The organism is Lysobacter humi (ex Lee et al. 2017) (assembly GCF_054781815.1).
The window spans coordinates 563,521-579,530 of the sequence record NZ_BAAGTR010000012.1 but is presented as its reverse complement, the minus strand read 5'-3'; the positions used below and the strand labels follow the sequence as shown (position 1 = coordinate 579,530).

At 70.0% G+C, this 16,010-nt stretch carries 17 protein-coding genes; 4 read left to right on the top strand and 13 right to left on the bottom strand.

Annotated elements, in window-relative coordinates; translation table 11 throughout:
* Positions 1-416 precede the first annotated feature (416 nt).
* Genes ACYVJJ_RS13740 through ACYVJJ_RS13705 form a run of 8 tightly spaced genes read right to left on the bottom strand, consistent with a single transcriptional unit; the run spans position 417 to position 7,012 of the window.
* Positions 417-749 carry a non-heme iron oxygenase ferredoxin subunit gene (locus ACYVJJ_RS13740; protein ID WP_460834381.1) on the bottom strand — a complete coding sequence of 111 codons (333 nt, stop codon included), beginning with the start codon at positions 747-749 and terminating at the stop codon, positions 417-419.
* On the bottom strand, positions 746-1,300 hold the full coding sequence (locus ACYVJJ_RS13735) for a GNAT family N-acetyltransferase (RefSeq protein WP_460834379.1): 555 nt from the start codon (positions 1,298-1,300) through the stop codon (positions 746-748). Before ACYVJJ_RS13735 ends, ACYVJJ_RS13740 begins: the two co-directional genes overlap by 4 nt.
* Positions 1,297-2,517, bottom strand: coding sequence for a cysteine desulfurase (locus ACYVJJ_RS13730; RefSeq protein ID WP_460834377.1), 1,221 nt, complete (start codon positions 2,515-2,517; stop codon positions 1,297-1,299). The genes ACYVJJ_RS13735 and ACYVJJ_RS13730 overlap by 4 nt, the downstream gene beginning before the upstream one ends.
* Positions 2,514-3,800 (bottom strand): Fe-S cluster assembly protein SufD, encoded by a 1,287-nt coding sequence (gene sufD, locus ACYVJJ_RS13725; protein ID WP_460834375.1) that lies wholly within the window; start codon positions 3,798-3,800, stop codon positions 2,514-2,516. The genes ACYVJJ_RS13730 and sufD overlap by 4 nt, the downstream gene beginning before the upstream one ends.
* Before the next feature lies 1 nt (position 3,801).
* Positions 3,802-4,566 (bottom strand): Fe-S cluster assembly ATPase SufC, encoded by a 765-nt coding sequence (sufC, locus tag ACYVJJ_RS13720; RefSeq protein ID WP_460834374.1) that lies wholly within the window; start codon positions 4,564-4,566, stop codon positions 3,802-3,804.
* A gap of 12 nt (positions 4,567-4,578) precedes the next feature.
* Complete coding sequence (locus ACYVJJ_RS13715; protein WP_460834373.1) at positions 4,579-5,109, bottom strand: hypothetical protein; 531 nt, start codon at positions 5,107-5,109, stop codon at positions 4,579-4,581.
* Complete coding sequence (gene sufB, locus ACYVJJ_RS13710) at positions 5,109-6,557, bottom strand: Fe-S cluster assembly protein SufB (RefSeq protein ID WP_460834372.1); 1,449 nt, start codon at positions 6,555-6,557, stop codon at positions 5,109-5,111. Before sufB ends, ACYVJJ_RS13715 begins: the two co-directional genes overlap by 1 nt.
* A gap of 5 nt (positions 6,558-6,562) precedes the next feature.
* On the bottom strand, positions 6,563-7,012 hold the full coding sequence (locus tag ACYVJJ_RS13705) for an SUF system Fe-S cluster assembly regulator (protein ID WP_460834370.1): 450 nt from the start codon (positions 7,010-7,012) through the stop codon (positions 6,563-6,565).
* A 153-nt stretch (positions 7,013-7,165) separates the two neighbouring features.
* Between ACYVJJ_RS13705 and ACYVJJ_RS13700 the strand changes: the two genes are divergently transcribed.
* Both ACYVJJ_RS13700 and ACYVJJ_RS13695 read left to right on the top strand, forming a co-directional pair.
* Positions 7,166-7,687, top strand: coding sequence for an SET domain-containing protein (locus ACYVJJ_RS13700; RefSeq protein ID WP_460834369.1), 522 nt, complete (start codon positions 7,166-7,168; stop codon positions 7,685-7,687).
* 130 nt (positions 7,688-7,817) lie between these two features.
* Entirely contained in the window at positions 7,818-10,073 is a 2,256-nt protein-coding gene (locus ACYVJJ_RS13695; RefSeq protein ID WP_460834367.1) for a DUF5916 domain-containing protein, read from the top strand.
* Here ACYVJJ_RS13695 and ACYVJJ_RS13690 read toward each other — a convergent pair.
* Genes ACYVJJ_RS13690 through ACYVJJ_RS13680 form a run of 3 tightly spaced genes read right to left on the bottom strand, consistent with a single transcriptional unit; the run spans position 10,055 to position 11,739 of the window.
* Entirely contained in the window at positions 10,055-10,501 is a 447-nt protein-coding gene (locus ACYVJJ_RS13690) for a PIN domain-containing protein (protein WP_460834366.1), read from the bottom strand. The genes ACYVJJ_RS13695 and ACYVJJ_RS13690 overlap by 19 nt on opposite strands.
* Positions 10,502-10,505: 4 nt before the next feature.
* Entirely contained in the window at positions 10,506-11,210 is a 705-nt protein-coding gene (locus ACYVJJ_RS13685; protein WP_460834364.1) for a hypothetical protein, read from the bottom strand.
* On the bottom strand, positions 11,179-11,739 hold the full coding sequence (locus tag ACYVJJ_RS13680) for a DUF1439 domain-containing protein (protein ID WP_460834363.1): 561 nt from the start codon (positions 11,737-11,739) through the stop codon (positions 11,179-11,181). Before ACYVJJ_RS13680 ends, ACYVJJ_RS13685 begins: the two co-directional genes overlap by 32 nt.
* 133 nt (positions 11,740-11,872) lie before the next feature.
* Here ACYVJJ_RS13680 and ACYVJJ_RS13675 point away from each other — a divergent pair, with 133 nt between their 5' ends.
* Entirely contained in the window at positions 11,873-12,334 is a 462-nt protein-coding gene (locus tag ACYVJJ_RS13675) for a CHRD domain-containing protein (protein ID WP_460834362.1), read from the top strand.
* 111 nt (positions 12,335-12,445) lie between these two features.
* On the top strand, positions 12,446-13,135 hold the full coding sequence (locus tag ACYVJJ_RS13670; protein WP_460834360.1) for a glycine zipper 2TM domain-containing protein: 690 nt from the start codon (positions 12,446-12,448) through the stop codon (positions 13,133-13,135).
* A 56-nt stretch (positions 13,136-13,191) separates the two neighbouring features.
* Here ACYVJJ_RS13670 and ACYVJJ_RS13665 read toward each other — a convergent pair whose 3' ends face one another.
* Complete coding sequence (locus ACYVJJ_RS13665) at positions 13,192-13,815, bottom strand: LysE family translocator (protein WP_460834359.1); 624 nt, start codon at positions 13,813-13,815, stop codon at positions 13,192-13,194.
* 73 nt (positions 13,816-13,888) lie between these two features.
* Entirely contained in the window at positions 13,889-15,928 is a 2,040-nt protein-coding gene (gene fusA / locus ACYVJJ_RS13660; RefSeq protein ID WP_460834357.1) for an elongation factor G, read from the bottom strand.
* Positions 15,929-16,010 lie beyond the last annotated feature (82 nt).

Below are 16,010 nucleotides of genomic sequence, written 5' to 3'. Positions count from 1 at the left end.
CACAACTGGTACAGCCGCGCGAGCGCCGCCCCGGGTCACCGGCGCAGCCACGCGCGGCTTGGCTCGAACCGCGTCTACCGCGGATTGCGTCGACGCCATCGGCTCGCTCGGCGGCCACCAGAAACCGGAGTCAGCAGGCGACCGTTCATTCGGAGCCGTGCGTGCCCGCCGGTGCGCCGTGGCTTCCATCCGATCCGCGTCGACACTCGTCGCCGCGAGGGCCAACACGCATGCGGACATGTCGCGATGCTCGGCCGAAGGTCGACCGCCCACGCCTCGCTCGTCCCGTGCCTTGCCTCGTCGGCCCCTGCCGCGGAAGTCGCGCGGTGGACGGGTGACGGCATCGGAGGCTTCGAGCTCCACAACCGGACAGGGCAACTACGAAGACGGCGGAACGACGGAGTTGCCCGCCCGCATCAGCGGTCGTCGCGCGTCCACACCACGCCGTCCTCGACGCGCACCGGAAATCGCGGTACAGGCGCATAGGCCGGCCCGCACAGCGCGACGCCGGTGCGCAGATCGAAGCGGGCCGCGTGCAGGATGCATTCGATCGTGCCGCTGCTCGCATCGATCGGGCCTGCCGAGAGCTCGTAGTCCTGATGGGTGCAGCGGTCCTCGAGCGCGTGGAAGTCGCCCTCGAGGTTGACCACGAGGATCGGCGTGGCGCCGTCCCAGACCACCGCACTCTCGCCGGGCAGCAGCTCCGAGGTCGCGCCGACGCGCACCCAGCCGGCGAGGTCGACACTCATGCGCCGGCGCCCGCCGTCGATGCCGCGAGCGGCTTCTCGAGGATCTCGAATCGCAGGTCATCGCGCAGCGGCACGCCGAAGCGCTCATCGCCGTAGGGGAACGGTTTGCGCACACCGGTGCGGCGGTAACCGCGGCGCTCGTAGAAGGCGATCAGCTCGTCGCGGATGTCGATCACCGTCATGCGCATGGTCGGCAGGCTCCAGTGCTCGCGCACGTGGCGTTCGGCCTGTTCGAGCAGGCGCGAGCCGATGCCTCCGCCCTGCAGGTTGGGCCGCACGGAGAACATCCCGAAGTAGCCTGCTCCGTCGTCGTCCGCCACGTGGGCGCAGGCGAGCAGCTCGCCCGACGCGTCCTCGGCGAGCAGCACGATGCTGCGCGGACGCGCGATGCAGGTGCCCACGTCGTCGGGGCCGGTTCGGCGGCCGTCGAGGAAGTCGGCCTCGGTGGTCCAGCCGGCACGGCTGGCGTCGCCGCGATAGGCGCATTCGACCAGCGCGACGATGGCGTCGATATCCGCCGGTGTTGCCGCGCGGAAACGCAGGGCGGTCATGCGAGCAGCCTCCGGACCTTGTGCAGGGCGTCGATGAAGCGGTCGATCTCGTCGAACGTGTTGTAGAACGCGAACGAGGCGCGGCACGTGGCCGCCACGCCGAAGTGGTGCATCAGCGGATGCGCGCAATGGTGTCCCGAGCGCACCGCGACGCCTTCCAGATCGAGCAGGGTGGCGAGGTCGTGGGCATGTGCGCCTTCGACGAGGAAGCTGATCACGGCTGCCTTCTCGCGCGCTTGGCCGAAGATGCGCACGCCTTCGATCGACTCCAGCGCATCGGTCGCGTGTGCCAGCAGGTCCTTCTCGCGCGCCTCGATGTCCGCCATGCCGACGCCGGTGAGGTAGTCGACCGCGGCGCCGAGGCCGATGAAACCCGCGATGTTCGGCGTGCCCGCCTCGAAGCGATGCGGCGCATCGTTGTAGACGGTGCCCTCGAAGCGAACTTCCTTGATCATCTCGCCGCCGCCGAGGAAGGGCGGCATCGTCTCGAGGTGCTCGCGACGCGCCCACAGCGCGCCGGTGCCCGTCGGGCCGGCCATCTTGTGGCCGGTGATCGCATAGAAGTCGCAGCCCAGGCCCGCGACGTCGAGCGCACGGTGCGGCGCGGCCTGGGAGCCGTCGACCACGGTGACGATGCCGCGGCGCCGCGCCTCGCGGCAGATCTCACGCACCGGGTTGACCGTGCCGAGCACGTTCGAGACGTGGGTGAATGCGAGCAGCTTCACGTCCGGCGTGAGCAGCGCGTACAGCTGGTCGAGGTCCAGCTCGCCGCGATCGTCGATCTCCGCGACACGGATCACGGCGCCGGTACGCTGCGCGACGATCTGCCAGGGCACGATGTTCGCGTGGTGCTCCATGCGCGTGAGCACGATCGCATCGCCGGGCTGCAGGCGCGGCAGCGCCCAGCTGTAGGCGACGAGGTTCAACGCGAACGTGGTGCCGCTGCACAGCACGAGTTCGTTCGGGTGCACGTTGAGGAACGACGCGAGCCGGCGGCGTGCGCCCTCGTAGGCCTCGGTCGCCTCGGAGCCGAGCGTGTGCACCGCACGGCTGACATTCGCGTTGTGGCGGCGGTAGAAGTCGTCGACGGCCTCGATGACGGTGGCCGGCTTCTGCCCGGTGTTCGCCGAATCGAGGTAGATCAGCGGCTTGCCGTGCACCTCGCGCGTCAGCAGCGGGAAGTCGGCGCGGACGCGCGCCCAGTCGACGGCGCTCATGCGAGCGCCTCGCGCACCAGTGCGGCGTCGAGCGCGGCCTCCAGCAGCGCGCGGGCGGCGGCGTCGCCGAGCACGTCGAGCGTCTCGCGCAGGAAGGCGGCCGTGAGCATCGCGCGGGCGGTGTCACTCGGGATTCCGCGCGAGCGGAGGTAGAACTGCGCCACGGGATCGAGCTGGCCAACGGTGGCACCGTGCGCCGCCTTGACCTCGTCGGCATGGATCTCGAGCACGGGCTGGGTGTCGATCTCGGCGCCTTCCGATAGCAGCAGGTTCTTGTTCGACAGCGCGGCTTCCGTGCCGTCAGCGCCTTCGCGGATCAGGATGCCGCCGTGGAAGGCGACGCGCCCGCGACCGGCGCCGAGCCCGCGCCAGGCGAGTTCGCAGCGGCTGTCGGGGCCGGCATGATCGAGCGCGAGGCGGGTGTCGAGGTGGCGCCGGCCGGTCGCGAGCAGCACACCGTTGGCACGCGCGCAGGCGCCGCGGCCGTGCAGGGCAATGCCGAGCTCGTGGCGCGACAGCGCTGCGCCGAGCTCGAGGTCGAGCCGGCGGTAGGTCGACTCGCTTCCCAGTACGGCGTCGGTGCGCGCGATCACCGTCGCACCCGTCGACTCGTCCTGCAGCCGTGCATGCACGAGGCGCGCGCGCGGTGCGAGGTGCACCTGCGCGACGGCATTGGACAGGTGGGCATGCGCGCCGTCGCCGAGCACGTGCTCGACCAGCTCGACCCGCGCGCCCTCGCGCAGCTCGACGAGATGGCGCAGGTGCCATGCCGCATCGGGCCCGCCGGCTGCGCCCACGCAGACGAGATGGACGGGGCGCGTGGCACGTACGCCGGCGTCGGCGCGCAGCACCAGGCCATCCACCGCAAGCGCCGCATTGAGGCGTGCGAACACCTCGTCGGCGCGGTCGTAGCGGCGCGCGAGGGCACTGCATTCGCGTACGTCGTTCCGCGCGAGCACCTGCGACAGCGGCTCCAGCGCCAGGCCTGCGTCGAGCCCGCTCGCATCGCTCAGCGCCGCATCGAAGCGACCGTTGACGAAGACGACGCGCGGTGCAGGAAGCGCGAGGATGCGGGCGGCATCGACCGTGGCGGCGCCCGGAACCGCGAAGCTGCGACGCTCGTAGGGACGCAGGCTCGTGTACTTCCAGGCCTCGCTGCGCGCACTGGGCAGCCCGTCGCGGCGAGCCGCATCGAGCGCCTCGCGTCGCGCCGCGCCGAGGCCCGCCGCCTCGCGCAGCTGCAGCGCTTCGAAAGGCGCGGTCAGGGAATCGAGCAGGCCCATCTCAGGCAGCCGCTCCGGGGGCGATCCGATCGCGGACCCAGGCATAGCCGTGCGCTTCCAGCTGGCGGGCAAGGTCGGGGCCGCCGGTCTCGACGATGCGGCCGTCGGCGAGCACATGCACGACGTCGGGCTCGATGTAGTCGAGCAGGCGCTGGTAGTGGGTGATGACGAGGAACGCGCGGTTCGCATCGCGCAGCGCATTTACGCCGTCCGCGACCGCCTTGAGCGCGTCGATGTCGAGGCCGGAATCGGTCTCGTCGAGGATCGCGAGCTTCGGCTCGAGCAGGGCGAGCTGGAAGATCTCGTTGCGCTTCTTCTCGCCGCCGCTGAAGCCTTCGTTGACCGCGCGATGCAGCAGCTCGTCCTTCAGGTGCAGCACGGCGAGTTTCTCGCGCACGCGCTTGAGGAACTGCATGGAGTCGAGCTCCTCCTCGCCGCGCGCCTTGCGCTGCGCGTTGAGCGCCGTACGCAGGAAGTAGGTGTTGTTCACGCCCGGGATCTCGACCGGGTACTGGAAGGCGAGGAAGACACCCGCCGCGGCGCGCTCCTCGGGCGCCAGCGCGAGCAGGTCGCGGCCTTCGAACTCCACGCTGCCGTCGACCACCTCGTAGCCCTCGCGCCCGGCGAGCACGTTGCCGAGCGTGGATTTGCCGGCACCGTTCGGCCCCATGATCGCGTGCACGCGGCCGGCATCGACCTCGAGCGAAAGGCCCTTTAGGATGTCCTTGCCGGCGACGCGGACGTGGAGGTTGTCGATCTTCAGCATGTCGGATCCCAATCAGGTGCAGACGTCTTCGGCAGCAATCTTGCGAGCCTTGCGGAGCTCTCGGTCGTCGATGTCGTAACAGACGACGTAATCCGAGTCAGCAAACCGTGCGACTCTTGGACAGGTGGTGGTGCGTGCGCGGTCGCGCGGCGCGTCCCGCTCGTAGAAGCGGCCCTCGCGGTCGACCCACAGCGCCCGATCGGCCAGCCGTATGCCGAGATGCTCGTCGCGCAGATCCTCGACTTGGTAATCGACCGGTACGCGCCAGCGAGCGAGCTCCGCGCCACCAGCCGAGATCTCGGCGACCACATCCGCCTTGACCCCATTCCCGTCATCGGGAAGTCGGTCGCCTGTCGCGAGTGCAACGGCGCCACAAGGATGTTCGGACCACCCAGTCAGCCGTTTATCGGCGTCGACATCGATGTCGTGCTCGAGCCACAGGGTGAAGTCGACCGTGGACGCGACCGGCCGCGGCGTGTGGTTCGGGCCGTGCGTCGAAGCACAGCCTGCGATCAGCAGAGCTAGAAGAACGGCGGCGCGCATCAACCCACCGAGCCTTCCAGGCTCACTTCCAGCAGCTTCTTGGCTTCGACGGCGAATTCCATCGGCAGCTCCTTGAAGACCGATTTGCAGAATCCGTCGACGATCATCGACACGGCATCCTCCTGCGAGATCCCACGCGAGCGGCAATAGAACATCTGGTCCTCGCTGATCTTCGACGTCGTCGCCTCATGCTCGACCTTCGCGCCGGGATGGCGGACCTCGATGTACGGGAACGTGTGCGCGCCGCACTTCTTGCCGATCAGCAGCGAGTCGCACTGCGTGTAGTTGCGCGCGTCCTCCGCCGACCGCTCCACGCGCACGAGGCCCCGGTAGGTGTTCTGCCCGCGCCCCGCGCTGATGCCCTTGCTCACGATCTTGCTCTTCGTGCGCTTGCCGACGTGGATCATCTTGGTGCCGGTGTCGGCCTGCTGGCGATGATGCGTGAGCGCGACCGAGTAGAACTCGCCGACCGAGTCGTCGCCGATCAGCACGCAGCTCGGGTACTTCCAGGTGATCGCCGAGCCGGTCTCGACCTGCGTCCAGCTGATCTTGCTCTTCGCGCCGCGGCATTCGCCGCGCTTGGTCACGAAGTTGTAGATGCCGCCGACGCCGTTCTCGTCGCCGGGGTACCAGTTCTGCACCGTCGAGTACTTGATCTCCGCGCCTTCCAGCGCGACCAGTTCGACCACCGCCGCATGCAGCTGGTTCTCGTCGCGCATCGGCGCCGTGCAGCCTTCCAGGTAGGAGACGTAGGCGCCGTCCTCGCAGACGATCAGCGTGCGCTCGAACTGGCCGGTTTCGCTCGCATTGATGCGGAAGTACGTCGACAGCTCCATCGGGCAGCGCACGCCCTTGGGTATGAAGACGAAGCTGCCGTCGGAAAACACCGCGGAATTGAGCGCGGCGAAATAGTTGTCACCGGCCGGCACCACGCTGCCCAGGTACTGGCGCACCAACTCGGGGTGCTCGTGCACGGCCTCGGACATCGACATGAAGATGACGCCCTTCTCGGCCAGCTCCTTGCGGAACGTGGTGCCGACCGAGACCGAGTCGAACACGGCATCCACCGCCACGCCCGCGAGCTTGGCGCGCTCGTGCAGCGGCACGCCGAGCTTGTCGTAGGTGTCCAGAAGCTCCTGCGGGACCTCGTCGAGCGACTTGTACTTCGGGCCCTTCGGCGCGGAGTAATAGCTCAGCGCCTGGAAATCGATCGGCGCGATCTCGAGCTTGGCCCAGTCCGGCGGCGTCATCGTGAGCCAGTGCCGGTAGGCGGCCAGGCGCCATTCGGTCAGCCACTCGGGCTCGTCCTTCTTGGCCGAGATCGCGCGCACGGTCGCCTCGTCGAGGCCCGGCGGCAGCGACTCGGACTCGATCTGCGTGACGAAGCCGGCGGCGTAGCGGCGCCCGAGCTGCTCGTGGATTTCGGCGTTGGCGATGGGGGTATTCATGGTTCTCAGGCCTCGGCCAGCCGCACGTCGATGCGACGGTGGGATACGGACTCCGGCGGGACGAGCATCTTCTGCAACGTCACGCCTTCGAGCGCCTGCACGATCACGTCGTTGATCCGCCGCCAGTTGCCGCGGACCCCGCAGGAGCGCTCGATCCCGCAATGGCCGTCGTGCACGCTGCACTCGGTCACCGCGAGCGGACCTTCCATGGCCTCGATGATCTCGATCAGTCGGATGCGGTCCGCCGCCCGGGCAAGCCGGTAGCCGCCCTGCGCGCCGCGGAAGCCCTCCACGAGTCCCGCCTGTGCAAGCGGCTTGAGCACGCGGCTCACCGTGGTCGCCTCGAGCCCCGAGCGCTCGGCGAGCTCCGGGGCGCTCAGGACGCCCTCGGGCTGGGCGGCGAGCACCGTGAGGAGCACGGTCGCGTAGTCGGTGAGCTTGGTGACCCGGAGCATCGCGCACCCCGTCCGGAAATCAGGACCGGAATTGTACGATTTCCCGGGTGCCCGGCGCCATCGACGGGAATCCGGGGATTCAGTGGTCACTCGGTGATGGTGGCGATGGCCCCGAGCCGGCAGAATGCCGGCTCCCTGCACCCGGACCCCCGCATGCCCAGCAAGGTCGTCGCCCGTCGCTCGAAGATCCATGGAACCGGCGTCTTCGCCGTCGCACCGATCGCCAAGGGCGAAAGGATCATCGAATACAAGGGCCTGCGGCGGACGCACGAGGACGTGGACAACAGCGATGCGGGTGCGGCCGAATCGGGCCACACGTTCCTGTTCACGCTCAACGACGAGTACGTGATCGACGGCGACATGAACGGTGGCGTGGCGCGGTGGATCAACCACGGCTGCTCGCCGAACTGCGAGGCCGTGCTCATCGAGCACCCGGGCGAGGATCGCCGCAAGGACCGCGTCTTCATCGAGGCCAAGAAGGCGATCAAGGCGGGGCAGGAGCTCACCTACGACTACGGCATCACCCTCGGCGAGCCCCATACGCCGCGCATGAAGAGGATCTGGGCCTGCCTGTGCGGCGCGAAGAACTGCACCGGCACGATGCTCAAGCCCAAGCGAGCGGCGAAGCCGGCCAACGCGAAGCCCGCGAAAAAGCGGACGCAGCGCACGGCATGACCGCGCGACCCGTCCGGATGCGCGAAGTTCCCGGACGGTTGCCATGACTTACGACAGTCGGCGCAGTGCACGCGCCTGACTAACCTGCGCGGCGTCCGGTGCCGTCGCGCGCCGGCCCTGCCGGTGACCCATGCACTCTCGCCTCGCCCTCGCCATCCTCGCGGCCCTCCCGTCGCTCGCCTCGGCCGTGGAGGTCGATGGCCGGATCGACCCCGCCGAATGGGCCGACTCGCGCGAGGTCACCGACTTCCGCCAGACCCAGCCGCTCACGCGCGAGCCCGGCACGCAGCCGACGCGCGCCTGGATCAAGGCGACGCCCGACGGCCTGGCGGTCGCCTTCCGCGCGACGCAGCCCGAGGGCATCGAGCGCCGCCGCCAGCGCCTGCAGCGCGACCAGGGCGGCCCGGTCGACCGCGTGAACCTCTACGTCGACTTCGACGGCGACGGCCGCACCGGCTACAACTTCATGGTCACGCTGTCCGACAGCATCGAGGACGGCACGCTGACCAACGAGAACCAGTTCAGCAACGACTGGGACGGCAACTGGCGCCATGCGGTCAGCGAGGATGCGGAAGGCTGGTCGGCCGAGCTGCTGATCCCCTGGCACATCGCGCCCATGCGGCAGGCCGCGGGCGACACCCGCACGATCGCGATCGCGCTCGACCGCGTGATCGGCGCCACCAACGAGCGCACGGCGTGGCCGGCCGTGAGCTACAACGAGCCGCGCTACCTCTCCGAGTTCACGAAGATCGAGGTGCCCAAGTACAGCCAGGCGCTGCTCGCGATCACGCCCTTCGTGGCGGGTGTGTTCGACAACGTAGCGCACCACGGCGAGTTCGACGGCGGTGCCGACCTGTTCTGGAAGCCGAACGGCCAGTTCCAGCTCAGCGCGACGATCAACCCCGACTTCGGCCAGGTCGAGAGCGACCAGCTCGTCGTGAACTTCAGCGCGGTGGAGACGTTCTTCAGCGACAAGCGCCCGTTCTTCACCGAGAACCAGGGCATGTTCGACGTGCCCTTCGGCTCGCTCAACAACGCCAATCGCCTCGTCTACACGCGCCGCGTGGGTGGCCCGGAGGACGACGGCGACGGCTCGGGCGACGTCAGCGCCGCGCTCAAGATCAACGGCAGCGCCGCCGGCATCAACTACGGCCTGTTCCTCGCCGACGAGGGCGGCGACGACGGCCGCCAGTTCTACGCCGCACGCGCCACGCGCGACTTCGAGACGCAGGGCATCGGCGCGATGCTCACGCGCGTGGAGCGCCCGTACTTCGATCGCGTGGCCAACGTCGCGGCGGTCGATCACCGCTGGACGCCCAATGCCGCATGGACGATCCGCTCGGCGGTCGTCGGCTCGGACATCACCCAGCAGGGCCAGCAGACCCGCGACACCGGCGCGCAGGTGCGCATCGACCACGACATCGGCGACGGCTGGCGCCAGCAGCTCTTCGCCGTGCACCTGGGCGATTCCCTGCAGCTCAACGACTTCGGCTACCTCGAGCGCAACAACTTTAACTACGCACGCTACGAGGTCGCCAAGCGCGTGACCGACCTGCCGCAGGACTCGCGCTTCGCGAGCCACCAGTGGCGTGGTGCGGTGTCGCGGCGCATGAACGACCACGGGCTGCACATCGCCGATGCCTGGGCGTTCAACCGCGCCAGCGAGTACCGCGACGGCGGCAACATGTTCTTCGAGGTGGCCGGGTGGACCGCAGGCCACGACGACCTCATCACTCGCGGCAACGGCGTGGTGCGCGTGCCGTCGAAGCTGTTCGGCTTCGTCGAGCGCGGCTTCGCGCGGCGCGGCAACTGGGACCTCTACGGCAACCTGCGCTACAACGCCGAAGGGCTCGGCGGCTGGGACGAGGGTGCGGTCACCGCGACGATCGAGCCGCGCTATCACTTCAGCGATCGCGCGAACGTGGGCTTCGGCCTCGAGCTGCGCCACAACCCCGACTGGCTGCTGTGGCGCCGGCCGAATCCGAGTGCCGCGCCGCAGCTCGGCACGTTCCGCTCGAACATGATCTTCCTCAACGCCGGCGCGACGTGGCTGATCGACACGCGCCAGGAGCTGCGCGTTCGGCTCGAGGCGATCGGGCTCGATGCGAAGGCCGAGCAGTCCTACACGCTCGCGCCCGACGGCACGCCGATCGCGGCAGGGCGCCTGCACGACGACTTCGCGCTGCGCAACCTCGGCTTCCAGGTGCGCTACCGCTACGAGCTCGCGCCGCTCTCGCACCTCTACGTGGCCTACGTCCGCGGCGGCGCGATGTTCGACCAGACGCTCGACGGCGACTACCGCGCAGCCGACCAGTTCCGCGATGCCTTCGAGCTGCGCGACAGCGAGCAGTTGCTGGTGAAGCTCGCCTACCGCTTCGAGATCTGATCCAGCAGGGCGGGCGACCAGTCGGCCGGCACGATCACGTCGACGCCGAAGCGCCGACGCATCGTCGGCGCGACGCGGAGCAACTCCGCATCGCGCGTGAGCAGCCAGCGCGCGCGCACGGCAGCGGCGAGGTCGAGGAACGGCTGGTCGTCCGGATCGCGGCAGCGCGGGACGTCCGACAGTGCCGCTGGCGCGCCGGGATCCCGGGCAAGCGTGCAGGCCCGCTCGAGAAGCCCCACGGCGGCATCGGGATCGAGCCGCAGCGCGGGATAGGCGAGTACGCGCGCGAGCTCCGTGCGGCCGGCCTCGTCGAGCAGGTACTCCACCCGGCCGGCGGCGTGCGCGGCCTCGACGGCCGCGATCCGCGGATCCTCGAAGACGAGCAGGTCGAGCCAGGCGTTGGTGTCGAGGACGATCGCCGCCGGCATGCGCTCAGGGCGGGCCGTCGCGGAGGGTCGCGCCGACGATCCGCCAGGCGCTGCCGGTGCCGCGCTGCAGGATGTAGACCGCGTCGATCGATCGCGCGGTGCCGTCGCCGCCGACGCCGCGCACCTGCGCCGCGACGGTCGCACGCCCGGAGGCGTCGAGCGTGGCGGCGCCGACGTCGACCGCGAACGCCGGGTTCCGCGCGGCATCGAGGATCGCGCCGTCGGTCGGAGTCGCCGCCCATTGCTGCTGGGCGCGTGCGAAGGCACCCGAGCTCAGCGCGGCCATGTATTCGACCATTGCGCGCGATGCACCGGCGGCGTCGGCCGGCGTGCCCTCCGGCGCCGGTTCGCCGGGCGCGCCAACGCCAGGGTCGACCGGGACGGGCAGGGCATCGGGCTCGTTCGCCGCTGCAGCCGGATCGGTGCCGGCGAGGGCCGGGTCGACCGGCGCGACCTCCGCGGGCACTTCGGGTGCGGTCGCGACGGGCGCCGGCGGCGTCGTCGGCATGCCGGTCACGCTCGTGCCCGGGGTTCCCGCAGGCGCGGGCAGCGCACCCGGGGTGCCCGAGTCGTCGCCCGCCGCACCGGGCGTGCCGGCGGCGCGCTCGCGGTCGCAGGCGGCGAGCAGGAACGTCGCGAGCAGCGCGAGCGCAAGGACGCCGCTGCGCAGGCGCGTGTCAGTCGCGGAGTTGGACCACCACCTGGCCATCTTGGATCATCGTCCCCTCGACCCGCCGCGCGCCGACGCGCCCGATCAGGGAGTCGTCGAACCGGTAGATCGGTTCCTTCTTCGACCAGTCGGACAGCCACTCGTTAAGCGCACCGCGCAGGTTGTCCCCCATGCGGCCGCCGAGGCTGCCGACCTCCACGTTCTCGATGCGCGGCTCGAACAGGTGCAGGCCGCGCGTGGCGGGATCGTAGCGCAGCGAGCTGGTGAGCGTGAACGCGCCCTCCGGCATGCGCCCGGCGTGCCCGAGCGCACCGAGGGCGACGTCGAAATCCGCGCGGAGCCGGCGCTCGCCCGGCGGAATCACCAGACGCGGGTTCATCAGCGTGATCGTCACCAGGCCGCCGAGCTTCTCGTAGTCGCGCGGGAACCCTTTCACCAGCCGCTGCTGGATCTCCTGCTCGCTGAATTTCAGTGTGTCCGCGGAAAGCAGGGCACCGACGGTCGAGCAGGCGGTACTGACGAGCAGGGCGGCGGACGCGACGAACACGAGGGGAGCGACGGTGCGCACGTACGCTTCTCCAGCAGGCGGGGCCACCACGCTAGCGGCCGCGGGTGAACGCCGGGTCAGCGGCGCGGCCGCTTTCACGCGGCAGCCGCGGGTGCGGCGCGACGCTCGGCGGGTCGATTCCGGAGGCTCTCCCATGCGCCGCACCGCACTTCTCGTCATGCTCCTGGCCGCGCTTGCGCCCGCCGCATCGTTCGCGCAGCAGGACGTTCGCCTGCGCGGATCGTTCGTGCCGCTGCGTGCGCCCGAGGGCGAAATGCGCGCGCCGGTCGGCGAGGCGCGTGCCCTGGTCGAAGAGGACGGCGACGTGCGCGTCGACCTCGTCGTGTCCGGCATGTACGAGCGCGCCACGTCGGCGACGCTGCATCTCGGTCGCGGTGGCGAATCGAGCGAGCAGGTCGCCCGGCTCGACGTCGTGGTGGACGGCAATGTCGCACGCATCGTCGGTGGCACCGCCGACCTGACCCCGCTGGTCGCGGCGCGCGTGCGTGCAGGGGATGCCTTCATCGTCCTGCGCACGAACGAGCATCCGGACGGTTTCGTACGCGCGCAACTCGGCGTGCAACCGAGCACGCTGGGAAGCGTCGTCGGGCCCTGAACGGGTGAACGGCCGGTAAGCGCTTCACGGATCTTTTACGAAATTCAGGAAGCGGTAAGACCTTCGCGCCAAGGATGACCCTACGCCGCCCCGGCGACTGGGAGTGTCCACATGAAGCACCTGACCGCCTCGGTCCTCGCCCTCGGCCTCGTGGCCGCCAGCGGCGCCGTATCCGCACAGACGTATCTCGAGCCGCGCGGCACGTATTCGGCGACCGACCAGTACGACTGGGCCCGCGTGCTACGCGTGCAGCCGGTCTACGACCCGCGTGGCGGCTATGCCTCGCGCACATCCGATCGCAACTGCACGCAGTCGCGTACCTACGCGGGTGGCTACCACGATCGCTACGACGACCGTTACGGGCGCGATCCTTACGCGGACCGCTACGGTGATCGCTATGCGAATGATCGCTACAACGATCGCTACGACCGGGGGTATGGCGGCTACGGCGGGGGCACGCAGGTCGGCGGTACCGTCGCCTCGGTGATCGGCGGCATCGTCGGCGCGGCCGTGGGCAGCCAGGCCGGTGGGGGCAGCGCGCGCTATGCCACGTCGGCCATCGGCTCGATGGTCGGCAGCATCGCCGGGCGCCAGGTCTACGAGCAGACGCAGCGTAGCCGGCAGCAGCGCGTCGGTGTCGCCACGGTCTGCGATCCGCTGCCCGTGAACCAGTACGGGAGCAGCGGGTCCGGCACGATGTACGACGTCACCTACGAGTACGGCGGCCGCACGTACACCACGCGCACCGGCTACCACCCGGGCGAGCGCATCCGCGTCCGCGTGGACGTGCGCCCGGAGTGATCGGGCGGCGGTGAATGGAAAGGCCGGCCCTGTGCCGGCCTTTTCCGTTTACGGGCTCATCGCGGCTGGAACGCGAGGCGCAGCCCGAGTGCGATGAAGGTGGTGCCGAGCAGGCGATCCTTCCAGCGCGCGTGAGCATTGCCGAGGCGACGGCTGATCCGCGCGGTGGCGAGGCTGAGCAGCAGGCTGTGCGAAAAGCCTATTACCGCCAGCATGGCGCCGAACAAAAGGAACTGCAGGGCGACGGCGCCGCGGGCCGGATCGACGAATTGCGGCAGGAAGGCGAGGAAGAACAGCGCCGCCTTCGGATTGAGCAGGCCGACGAGCACCGATCGCCGGTAGACCGCGGCGTCCGGGGCCGCGTTGCCGCCGGGGGGCGACGCCGCCGGCGAGTTGCGCCACGCGCGCAGCCCCAGGACGACGAGATACGCCGCGCCGGCGTACTTCACCACGTCGAACGCGAGCGCCGAGGTTGCGAGCAGCGCCGACAGGCCCAGGCCCGCCGCCGCGGCGTGCACGAACGTCGCGGTCTCCAGCCCGAGGCCGGCGCGGATGCCGCTGCGCGCGCCGCCGGACGCCGCATGCGCCAGCACGCAGGCGGTCCCCGGCCCGGGCACGAGCACGAGCAGCGTGGCCGCGGCGAGGTAGGCCAGCAGGGTCGTGGCATCGGGCAGCAGCATGCGGGAGTCCGTCGAGCGCGGGAGATGAGGCGGGCAGGGTAGCGCCGGCCGGTCGCCGGCGCGCCCCTCGTGCTCAATCCTCGACGTGCTGCGGCCGGTAGCTCTCGACGAGCTTCGACTGCACGTTCGCCGGCACCGGCTCGTAGTGGCTGAAATCGATCGAATACCGGCCGCGGCCGGCCGTCATCGACTTGAGCTCGGCGGCGAAACCCTCGAGCTCGGACAGCGGCACCTGCGCGCGCACCACCACCTCGCCGCGCTGGCTGTCGGTGCCCTGGATGCGCGCGCGCTTGGCGGCGAGGTTGCCGCTGATGTCGCCCATGTTCGCTTCCGGCGCGGTCACCTCGAGATCGACGATCGGCTCGAGCACCTGCGGCCGCGCCTTGGCGATCGCGTCGAGGAAGGCGCGCTTGCCCGCGGCCACGAAGGCGACCTCCTTGCTGTCGACGGGATGGTGCTTGCCGTCGAACACGGACACGCGCACGTCCTGCAGCGGATAGCCCGCGAGCGCGCCGCCCGAGAGCACCTGCCGCACACCCTTCTCGACGGCCGGCAGGAACTGGCCCGGTATGGTGCCGCCCTTGACCTCGTCGACGAACTCGAAGCCCTTGCCGCGCGGCAGCGGTTCGATGCGCAGGAAGACCTCGCCGAACTGGCCGGCGCCGCCGGTCTGCTTCTTGTGGCGGTGGTGGCCCTCGGCCGCCGTGCTCACCGTCTCGCGATACGCGATGCGCGGCGGGCGCGAGGTCACCTCCACGCCGAATCGCGTCTTCAGGCGCTCGAGCGCGATGCGCAGGTGCAGGTCCGAGAGCCCGCGGATCACCGTCTCGTTGGTCTCGGCGGTGTGCTCGACCTGGAAGCAGGGATCTTCCTCGGCGAGCTTCTGCAATGCGGTGGCGAGCTTCTGCTCCTGGCCCTTGCTCGCCGCCTCGACCGCCAGGCCGAACATCGGCTTCGGAAAATCGAGCGGCGCGAGGTGGATGTGGTCCTCGTCGTGGCTGTCGTGCAGCACCGCGTCGAAGTGCACGTCGTCCACCTTCGCGATCGCAGCGATGTCCCCCGGCACCGCCTGCCCGATCTCGACGTGCTCCCTGCCGCGCAGCTTGAACAGGTGGCCGACGCGGAACGGCTTGCGGCCATCGTCGACGAACAGCTGCGTGTCGGGCCTCACCGTGCCCTGATAGACGCGGAAGATGCCCAGTTTGCCCACGAAAGGATCGTTGACGATCTTGAAGACGTCGGCGATCACGTGTGCGGACGGGTCGGGACGCGCGTCGACGGGTTCGGCCGCATCGCCCGCGCCCTTCATGAACTTCGGGGGGTTCGCCTCGCCGGGGTGCGGGAACAGGCGCTCGGCGGTGTCGAGCAGCTCGCGAACGCCGACGCCGGTGCGCGCCGAGCAGAACAGCACGGGGACCAGATGGCCTTCGCGCAGGCACTGCTCGAAGGCATCGTGCAGCTCCTGCCCGGACAGTCCATCCTCGCCGAGGTCGAGGTAGTGCTCCATCACCGTCTCGTTGATCTCGACGACCTGGTCGATGATCTTCTGGTGCCAGTCGGCGACGGGGCCGAAATCGCTCTCGCCCTCGCTCGCGGCGAAGCAGTCGACCACGGCCGCACCGCCGTTCGCCGGCAGGTTGAGCGGCAGGCACTCGGGGCCGAACGTCTCGCGCAAGGCATCCAGCACCCCGCGGCAATCGCCCTGGTCGATCTTGTTGACCACGATCACGCGGCAGAGGTCGCGCGCTTTCGCATGCTCCATCATGCGGCGGGCGCCGTATTCGACGCCCGAGTCGCAGGCCACCACCACGGCGACGGTCTCCACCGCCGCGAGCGCGGAGAGGGCGGGCCCGCGGAAATCCGGGTAGCCAGGGGTGTCGAGCAGGTTGACGTGGATGCCCGCGTGGTCGGTGCTGGCGATCGCGACGTCGAGCGAATGCCCGCGCTCCTTCTCGATCGGATCGAAGTCGGACACGGTGGTACCGCGTTCGATGCTGCCTGCCGCCTGGATCGCGCCGCCGGCATGCAGCAGGGCTTCGAAGAGCGTGGTCTTGCCGGCAGCGGGATGGCCTGCGAGGGCCACGTTGCGGATCTGTTCGGTGCTGTAGGACATGCGGACGTCTCCCGTGTGTGGGGGTGGGGAGCCGTCATGGCTGTCCGCGGACGCGCCCGAGCGCTGCGCTCGGCGGGCGGTC

What these genes read in the sequence shown, in the direction of transcription:
- ACYVJJ_RS13740 (WP_460834381.1), bottom strand. Translation starts at nt 749, where the DNA reads ATGAGTGTCGACCTCGCCGGCTGGGTGCGCGTCGGCGCGACCTCGGAG.
- ACYVJJ_RS13735 (WP_460834379.1), bottom strand. Translation starts at nt 1,300, where the DNA reads ATGACCGCCCTGCGTTTCCGCGCGGCAACACCGGCGGATATCGACGCC.
- ACYVJJ_RS13730 (WP_460834377.1), bottom strand. Translation starts at nt 2,517, where the DNA reads ATGAGCGCCGTCGACTGGGCGCGCGTCCGCGCCGACTTCCCGCTGCTG.
- sufD (WP_460834375.1), bottom strand. Translation starts at nt 3,800, where the DNA reads ATGGGCCTGCTCGATTCCCTGACCGCGCCTTTCGAAGCGCTGCAGCTG.
- sufC (WP_460834374.1), bottom strand. Translation starts at nt 4,566, where the DNA reads ATGCTGAAGATCGACAACCTCCACGTCCGCGTCGCCGGCAAGGACATC.
- ACYVJJ_RS13715 (WP_460834373.1), bottom strand. Translation starts at nt 5,109, where the DNA reads ATGCGCGCCGCCGTTCTTCTAGCTCTGCTGATCGCAGGCTGTGCTTCG.
- sufB (WP_460834372.1), bottom strand. Translation starts at nt 6,557, where the DNA reads ATGAATACCCCCATCGCCAACGCCGAAATCCACGAGCAGCTCGGGCGC.
- ACYVJJ_RS13705 (WP_460834370.1), bottom strand. Translation starts at nt 7,012, where the DNA reads ATGCTCCGGGTCACCAAGCTCACCGACTACGCGACCGTGCTCCTCACG.
- ACYVJJ_RS13700 (WP_460834369.1), top strand. Translation starts at nt 7,166, where the DNA reads ATGCCCAGCAAGGTCGTCGCCCGTCGCTCGAAGATCCATGGAACCGGC.
- ACYVJJ_RS13695 (WP_460834367.1), top strand. Translation starts at nt 7,818, where the DNA reads ATGCACTCTCGCCTCGCCCTCGCCATCCTCGCGGCCCTCCCGTCGCTC.
- ACYVJJ_RS13690 (WP_460834366.1), bottom strand. Translation starts at nt 10,501, where the DNA reads ATGCCGGCGGCGATCGTCCTCGACACCAACGCCTGGCTCGACCTGCTC.
- ACYVJJ_RS13685 (WP_460834364.1), bottom strand. Translation starts at nt 11,210, where the DNA reads ATGGCCAGGTGGTGGTCCAACTCCGCGACTGACACGCGCCTGCGCAGC.
- ACYVJJ_RS13675 (WP_460834362.1), top strand. Translation starts at nt 11,873, where the DNA reads ATGCGCCGCACCGCACTTCTCGTCATGCTCCTGGCCGCGCTTGCGCCC.
- ACYVJJ_RS13670 (WP_460834360.1), top strand. Translation starts at nt 12,446, where the DNA reads ATGAAGCACCTGACCGCCTCGGTCCTCGCCCTCGGCCTCGTGGCCGCC.
- ACYVJJ_RS13665 (WP_460834359.1), bottom strand. Translation starts at nt 13,815, where the DNA reads ATGCTGCTGCCCGATGCCACGACCCTGCTGGCCTACCTCGCCGCGGCC.
- fusA (WP_460834357.1), bottom strand. Translation starts at nt 15,928, where the DNA reads ATGTCCTACAGCACCGAACAGATCCGCAACGTGGCCCTCGCAGGCCAT.